This window comes from Streptomyces africanus, assembly GCF_002150735.1.
Classification (GTDB): domain Bacteria; phylum Actinomycetota; class Actinomycetes; order Streptomycetales; family Streptomycetaceae; genus Streptomyces; species Streptomyces africanus.
Map to the genome: position 1 here is coordinate 1 of NZ_MUKA01000475.1, position 7,263 is coordinate 7,263.

The window sequence follows — 7,263 nt, forward strand, 5'->3', positions numbered from 1 at the left end:
CCCTACTGCCAACCTCACGCCCAAGCCCACCTTCACCGCCCCCGACGGCACCCCCCTCGCCTACCACGTGACGGGGGACGGGCCGCCCCTGGTCTGTCTCCCCGGTGGCCCGATGCAGGACTCGGTCTACCTCGGGGACCTGGGCGGCCTGACCGCGCACCGCACCCTGATCCGGCTGGACCTCCGGGGTACCGGCGGTTCGGCCGTGCCGCGGGACACGGCGTCGTACCGCTGTGACCGGCAGGTCGCCGATGTCGAGGCGCTGCGCGAGGAACTGGGGCTGGAGCGGCTGGACCTGCTCGCGCACTCCGCCGGTGCGAATCTGGCCGCGCTGTACACGGCCCGCCACCCGGNNCGGCCTCGGCATCACCGCCGAGGACCGCCTGGAGACGGCACGCCTGCGCCGGAACGAACCGTGGTTCGCCCCGGCGTACGCGTCCCTGGAAGCCATCACGGCCGGCCGGGCGACGGCCGGCGACTGGGACGCCGTCGCCCCGTTCTGGTACGGCCGGTGGGACGACGAGGCCCGTGCCCTCCGCGCGGCGGAACAGCGACAGCGCAACGACGAAGCCGCCGCTGTGTACGCCTCCGACGGTGCCTTCGATCCCGACGCCACCCGTTCCGACCTCGCCCTGTTTTCCTCGCCCGTCCTTGTGCTGGCGGGGGAGTACGACGTGGCCGGGCCTGCGCGCGTGATGAAGCAGTACGCCGGGCTGTTCCCGAGCGCCGAACTGGTCGTGCAGAGCGGGGCGGGGCACTTTCCGTGGCTGGACGATCGGGGGTGGTTCGTGACCGCTCTGGCGGCCTTTCTTGACTAAGCCGGTGGTGTCGACGGTGCCTGAACTCGGGCGTCGGGACGTGCAGGATGGCATCGCGCCGTCGATCGGGACGGTCCGCCGGTTAGGCGGCCGTTGCTGTTGGTGCGATAGCGAGATCATGTAGGGGGTCCGCGCCCGTCAGGAAAATCTCTGGGCGGCGATCTGAGCGAGGCCTCGGGGTGGTCCCGTACAGCGGACAAGACCGCGGGCCGCGACGACAGTTATGGTGTGTGCTGTAGATCACCGCACATTGGGGGCGGCAGCGATGGGGCTTGCAAACGACAAGATCATTTCTCAGGTTGAGAACCTGCTGCAGGGCAGTGTCGTCATTCCCTCCATCCAGCGTGACTTCGTCTGGATGAGGCCCGACGTGCGTGATCTTTGGGGGCCATGGCCGGCACACTGCTCTTCCCGGTGTGGGTCGCCGATCCGGAGTCGGTGCCACCGGAGTTGGCAGCGGGCTACGCGTCCGCCGATCCGGCCGCACGCCCCGACCCCGCGAACGCGGACGGTCCCTCCGAGTGGTCGGCCTTGTGCGCCGCGGCCCTGATCGCGGCGCAGGGCCGGCAGCACACCCCGCCGCCTGACGCCCCCGAAGACCTCCTTCGGCTCCACAAGATGGCCACGATGCTGGCCGCGACGGCCCCCTCCCGTAAGGAGCAGCTCGCCAGCGCCATTGGAAGCGGCAGCCTCGCCGTGCTCGCGACCTGGGAATACGACCTCTGGTTCGCGGACCGGCTCGAAGAGTTGGCCCGCGCCGTGGCCTTCGCCGCGACGACCTGGCCGTTCGGGGACCTGGCGGACGGGGACCCGGTCCGGTTCATCCACAGTGCCGTCAAGCGGACCCCGGCCGATTCCCCGGCACGGATCCTCGCCCTGGACGGCCTGGGCCGCCGGCTCCAGGAGCGCTACGGGGAGTCGTTCGACACCGAGGACCTGCACGAAGCGGTCGGCATCGCCCGTGACGTGGTGGCACAACTGCCGTCCGGGCACCCGCACCTGCCCCACGGACTCGACGCATTGGGGCGCGCTCTGCTGATGTTGCGGCAGGTGGAGGGGGCGACGGCGGAGGAGTGCGAGGAAGTGGTGGACGTGTGCCGTCGGGGATTCTCCGTCCATCCGCAGGGGCCTGCGGTGGCGGGCCACGATCTGGGCATGGCGCTCGTCCTGAGGGCGCAGCACACCGGCCGGGTGGAGGACCTGAACGAGGCGGCCCAGGTGTTGGACGAGGCACTCCGGGCGGCTCGGCATCCGGGGGAGAGGGCAGCCCTGCACAACGCACTCGGCAACGTTCTGCGCTTCCGCTCCGTCAGGACCGGAACCCCGGCCGATCTGGAAGCGGCGCTCGACCTCACCGGCCCCACCACCGCGTCCGCGGGGACGACGGACGCCCCGCAGCCGTCCTTCCTCGGTCCGGCGTTGGCCCTGTACACCCGCTACACACGCGATCCGGAGAGGAACGGGGCGGACCTGGACGAGGCACTGCGCCGCATCCGAGAGAGCGAGGCCTTACTGCCGCCGGGCCACCCGGACCGTCCCGTGACACTCAACTACCTCGGCCTGGTCCTGATGGCCTGCCATGAACGCTCGGGAAGAGCAGAGGAACTGAACGCGTCCGTGGAAGCCCATCGGGAAGCGGTCGCACTCACCCCCGAAGGACACGGAGTGCTCGGGCTGCGGCTGCTCAACCTCAGTGCGGCGTTGAGTCTGCGTCACCGCCTGACCGGGGACGGCGAGGACCTTCGGGAGGCCCGGGAGTGCCGTCGCCGGGCCACCACGCTGCCCGGCCTGGGCCGAGCCCATCATGCCGCGCTGCTGAGCTCGACGGGGAGCAGCCTGTTGACGGGCCACGAGCGCGCCGCCGACCCGGTCACCCAACTCGACCAGGCCATAGAGCTTCTCAGGCAGGCCCTGGCACTGACCCCGGAGGGTGACCCCCAGTTGCCCCGTCGGCGGTTCCGCCTCGCCATCGCCCTGCTGACTCTCCACCAGCGGACGCCGGGGGCCGGCGTGGCCCGTGAGGCGCGGGAGCTGGCCGACGCCGTGATCGCGGCACTGCCCGCGAACTCGCCCGACCTGCCGGGCGCCCTGGTGGTGGCCGCGGCCGCACGGATGGAGAGCCCGCGCACCCTGCTGTCGTCGGCCGCCCGGCGCGAGGTGGTCGCGCTGCACCGCCGGGCCGTCGAGGCCACTCCGCCCGGCCACCCCAAGCGCACGTTCCGCCTGGGCGCCCTCGGTGGCGTCCTGTACGACCTGGCTCTGGACCGGCGTCGTCGCCGGGCCGATCTGGCCGAGGCTGCCGACATCTTCCGGGAAGCGGCCCTGGAGCAGCAGTGCGCGCCTTCCGTGCGGCTGAACGCGGCACGGGCCTGGGGCGAGGTCCGGGCGGAGCTGGGTGACTGGGACCGCGCCCTGGACGGCTACATGGCGGCGGTCGATCTGCTGCACTCCGCGGCCCCCCGCCAGCTCGTCCGCGACGACCAGGAGTTCCTGTTGAGCCGGACCGTCGGCCTGGGCGCCGCCGCCGCTGCCTGCGCGGTGCGCTGCGGCCGTCCCGGGCTCGCGGTCGGTCTGCTCGAACAGGCCAGGGGCGTGATCCTCTCCCACGCCTTCGACGCCGACAGCGATCTGACCCGGCTCCGGGAGACCGCCCCCGGCCTCGCCGCCCGCTTCGAGGAGCTCCGGGACGCCCTCGACACGGCGACCGACGGTGGGGAGTTACCGGAAGAGGGGTCGCCGGGCCTGGAATCCCGGGCCGATCTGCGGCAGCGTCTGGCCGCGGAGTGGCGGGACCTCACCGACTGGATCCGCGCCGAGCACCCCGAACTGGGCTTGCTGCGTCCGGTACGGGACTGGGACGAACACGAGCTGCGCGCGACGGCCGCGGCGGGCCCGGTGGTCCTGGTGAACGTCTCCCCGTACGGCAGCGACGCCCTGGTCGTCACCGAGCACTCCATCGACGCCGTACCGCTTCCGGGTCTCGACCCGCGGACGACGGCCAAGCGCCGGCGGACCTTCGAGGAGGCGCTGGTCCGCATCGAGACCCCCGGAACCTCACGCAAACAGTCGCAGCGCGCCCAGCAGGACGTGCGGGAAACCCTCACCTGGCTTTGGCAGGCGATCACCGGCCCGGTCCTCGACCGCCTCGCCGGGGCCACCCGCGTGTGGTGGTCGCCCGGCGGCCTGCTGGGCACGCTGCCCCTGCACGCGGCAGCGCCCGCCGGCGGCGCCCCCGGCGCCCTGGACCGGGTGGTCTCCTCGTACACGCCGACACTGCGGGCCCTGCACCACGCCCGTCGGCGCGCCGCCCGCCCGGCGGCCACCGGCACCCTCGTCGTCAGTGTCGCGGAGGCCACCGGACAGGCCCCGCTCCCGGGCGCGCGCCGCGAAGCCGAGCACCTGGCCCGCCTGCTCCCCGGTGCCGCGCTGCTGGCGGACGCCTCCGCCACTCACTCGGCGGTCGTCTCCGCCCTGCGCCGCCACGCCTACGCGCATTTCGCCTGCCACGCCCTGGGTGACCTGGAGCGCCCGTCCGGCAGCCGGCTCGTCCTGCACGACCACACCGAACACCCGCTGTCCGTTCGCGACCTGGCCCGGCTGCGGCTGCCGTCGGTCCGGCTCGCCTACCTCTCCGCCTGCGCCACCCTGCACACCAGCCCCGAGCTCGCCGACGAGGCTGTCCACATCGTCAGCGCCTTCCAGATGGCGGGCTTCCCTCATGTGGTCGGCTCGCTGTGGCACGTGGACGACGCGATCGGGGCCGAGGTCGCGCTCAGCGTGTACGAGGACCTGAACACGGGCGACGGCACACTCGACGTCGCCCGCACGGCCGAGGCCCTGCACCGGGCGGTACGCACCCTGCGCGACACGTATCCGGGGACCCCGAGCCTGTGGGCTTGCCAGGTGCACGCGGGACCCTAGACGGGACCGAGGCCCTGCAGGATGCGGGTGAGGTGACGGGCGTGGACGAGGTCCTGACCGAACGTGGCCGAGGGCCCGACGGTCGGTGTTTCGCCGCACGACGGGATCATCCCCGGCGGCACCGCTCCCGAAGCTCCGCGAGGACCGCCTTCTCACGGGAGTCGACGTCACCGTCCACGGCGGCCACGCGCTCTGCCGCGTCGAGTACGTCGTTGAGATCGCCCTGCTCGGCCTCCAGGCGCTTCCACACCTCGGCCGGGTCGATGTCGACGACGTGCGCGAGCTGCTCGTCGACCACCTCGTGCCGCTCCCGGACCAGCCTCACCAGATGCCGCATCAGCAGCGCCTCGTCGTCGGCGATCTTGGAGTTCGCCCTGATGACGATCCATGCGACCCACAGCATCAACTGCGGGTGCCGGCTGCTCCTGCTCATCCCCTCGGCGAGTTCGATCACCCGCGCCTCGTTCCGGAAGACGGCCCGCGCGTGCCGGCCGGCGAGCAGGGTCGTGTAGCGGTTCAGCAGGACGGCGAGGGGGACGCCGACCAGGGGAATACCGATCTTGATGACGTTGCGCTGCAGGAGATGCTTCCCGACGACGGGGAGCGCCTTCCCGGCGGCGAGCACCGACTTGGAGTAGAAGCGCTTGACCAACGGTCGCACCAGGGCGGGGACCGCTTTGACCACGGTCTTGTTGGCCGCTTCCCCGGTCTTGATGGTGAGGGCCACGCGGATCAGCTTCCACAGGTCCTCGGGGTCGTGCACGTCGAGCGGGACCCGGTAGAGGACGGAGATGTCGTAGGCCAGGCGCAGCTGGAGCTGGGTGATGAACGCGATGTCGACCATCACGGTCGCCACGGCCGCGGGAACGGTCGCCGGTGAGGCACCCCCGAGGCTTCCGATGGTGGCGGCGACGGTCGCCGTGTACGCCCCGGCGGAGAGCCCGCCTTCGAGCGCGGCGTAACGGGCCGCCATCTTGATCCGCTGATCCACAATGGCGTCCGCGGGCACACCCGCGTACCGGTCCTGGAAGTACTGCCAGTCGACCTTCTCGGTGTACGAATTCATGGCATGGGCGGCGAGTTTGCTGAACCAGTTGCCCGACTTGATGTCGTCCGCGCTCAGGCCCTTGACGAAGTCCTTGATCTCGGCCTGCTCCTGCTCGACGACCTTCCGTTCGGCGGCTTCGTCAGCTTCGTCCGTACCGGTGTCGGCAGCGTGCGTCGGCACGTCTGTCACGGCGCGTTCCCCCAGACTGTTCCGCGGCCGGCCGAACTGCGGGCGCGGGCCCCGGCTGCCGTCTCCGCGCGTTGCTTCGGCGAGCGGCACAACGGCCGCTCGGTGGCCTCCCCTTGAGGCGCAACCCTAGCGTCTCGTCGCGCGTTCGGCGCCGCGTTGGGATACGGGGCGCGGGTGTACAGGTGGGCGCCGTACGAGCGAGAACAGGCACGCGTGCGCGCTCGGCCCCGCCGTCGGCGGATGGGCCCCCGAGGTCCTCGCCCCGAGCGCCGAAGCGCTCGACGCGGACCTCGTGCCCCTGGCCATCGGTGATCTGCGCCTGCTCTTCCTGGACGAGGAGGAACACCCGTCGACCGGCGTCCACCACCGCGGGCACACCCGCCGGTGGAGCCGGATCGTCGACGGGCGCAGGCTTCATGTCGCTGAAGGCCAGGGCACGCTCACGGACGCCCACACGGGCCCGGAGCGGCGGTCGGTGACGCCCCAGGTGTCGGCCAGAGCGGCGACGAGGAGGAGGCCGCGGCCGGACTCGGCCTCGGGGTCGGTGGGGGCGGTGGTGGCGGGCCGGCGTTCCGCGCGGGTGTCGGAGACCTCCACGCGCAGCCGCCGGCCGTCCGCCTCGGCGGCCAGCCGGACGTGGAAGTCCCTTCCGGGAAGGCGTCCGTGCTGCACGGCGTTCGCGCACAGCTCGGCGGTGATCAGGGTCAGCGTCTCGTTGATGCCGCTGTCGTAGGGGTGGCCCCAGGAGTCCAGACACTGCGCGACGAAGAGCCGGGCGAGGCGGGCGCCGCGCGGGGTCGAGGTGAACGCCATGGCGAACTCGGCGGGGGAGACGGGACCGAAGGCGACCGGCCGGTGCCGCTGGGGGGGAAGGACTGTGCATGCCGCCAGCGTGACGGCGGCGACCGGCGTGTCACCAGCAGCGACGCCTGTACGGGAGGGGGCTGTACACGAGGCGGGGTGCCGGGGTGAGGAGGTGATGGGGGAGTCAACGCTGCGGACAGGTACGGCCGTTGTCCCTATGGTGGGTGGTGAGGGGCGGTCGTTGCGCGGTGGAGCTTCTGTACGGGGCTCCGCGTCGGGCCGCCGAGCGGGAACACCATCTATCACGTCGTGAGGGGACGGCATGACGGCGACCGCGCCAGCGGGCGGGACATCGGAACCCCGGCCGAACACCGCCGGGAACAACGGGGGAAGCACCACTCCGGGACCGGCAGGGCGGAACGGAACCCCGGACGGGACCTCACCGCCCGCCTCCGTGCCGCCCCCGCCGACGCGGCCCCCGGA

3 protein-coding genes and 2 pseudogenes are annotated in these 7,263 nt (G+C 72.3%); 3 read left to right on the plus strand and 2 right to left on the minus strand.

Annotated elements, in window-relative coordinates:
* Both CCL05_RS40160 and CCL05_RS40165 read left to right on the plus strand, forming a co-directional pair.
* A pseudogene (locus CCL05_RS40160) lies at positions 1 to 818 on the plus strand (alpha/beta fold hydrolase); the annotation flags it as partial.
* A 390-nt stretch (positions 819 to 1,208) separates the two neighbouring features.
* Positions 1,209 to 4,739, plus strand: coding sequence for a CHAT domain-containing protein (locus CCL05_RS40165; RefSeq protein WP_244204563.1), 3,531 nt, complete (start codon positions 1,209 to 1,211; stop codon positions 4,737 to 4,739).
* A gap of 106 nt (positions 4,740 to 4,845) precedes the next feature.
* Here the strand turns inward: CCL05_RS40165 and CCL05_RS40170 are convergent, their stop codons facing one another.
* Positions 4,846 to 5,976, minus strand: coding sequence for a hypothetical protein (locus CCL05_RS40170; RefSeq protein WP_086565535.1), 1,131 nt, complete (start codon positions 5,974 to 5,976; stop codon positions 4,846 to 4,848).
* Between the two features lie 217 nt (positions 5,977 to 6,193).
* Here CCL05_RS40170 and CCL05_RS46740 point away from each other — a divergent pair.
* Positions 6,194 to 6,379 (plus strand): annotated as a pseudogene (locus tag CCL05_RS46740) (FMN reductase); the annotation flags it as partial.
* Between the two features lie 11 nt (positions 6,380 to 6,390).
* Here the strand turns inward: CCL05_RS46740 and CCL05_RS40175 are convergent.
* Positions 6,391 to 6,789: an ATP-binding protein gene (locus CCL05_RS40175; protein ID WP_086565536.1), complete on the minus strand. Its 399-nt coding sequence runs from the start codon at positions 6,787 to 6,789 to the stop codon at positions 6,391 to 6,393.
* Positions 6,790 to 7,263: the final 474 nt, after the last annotated feature.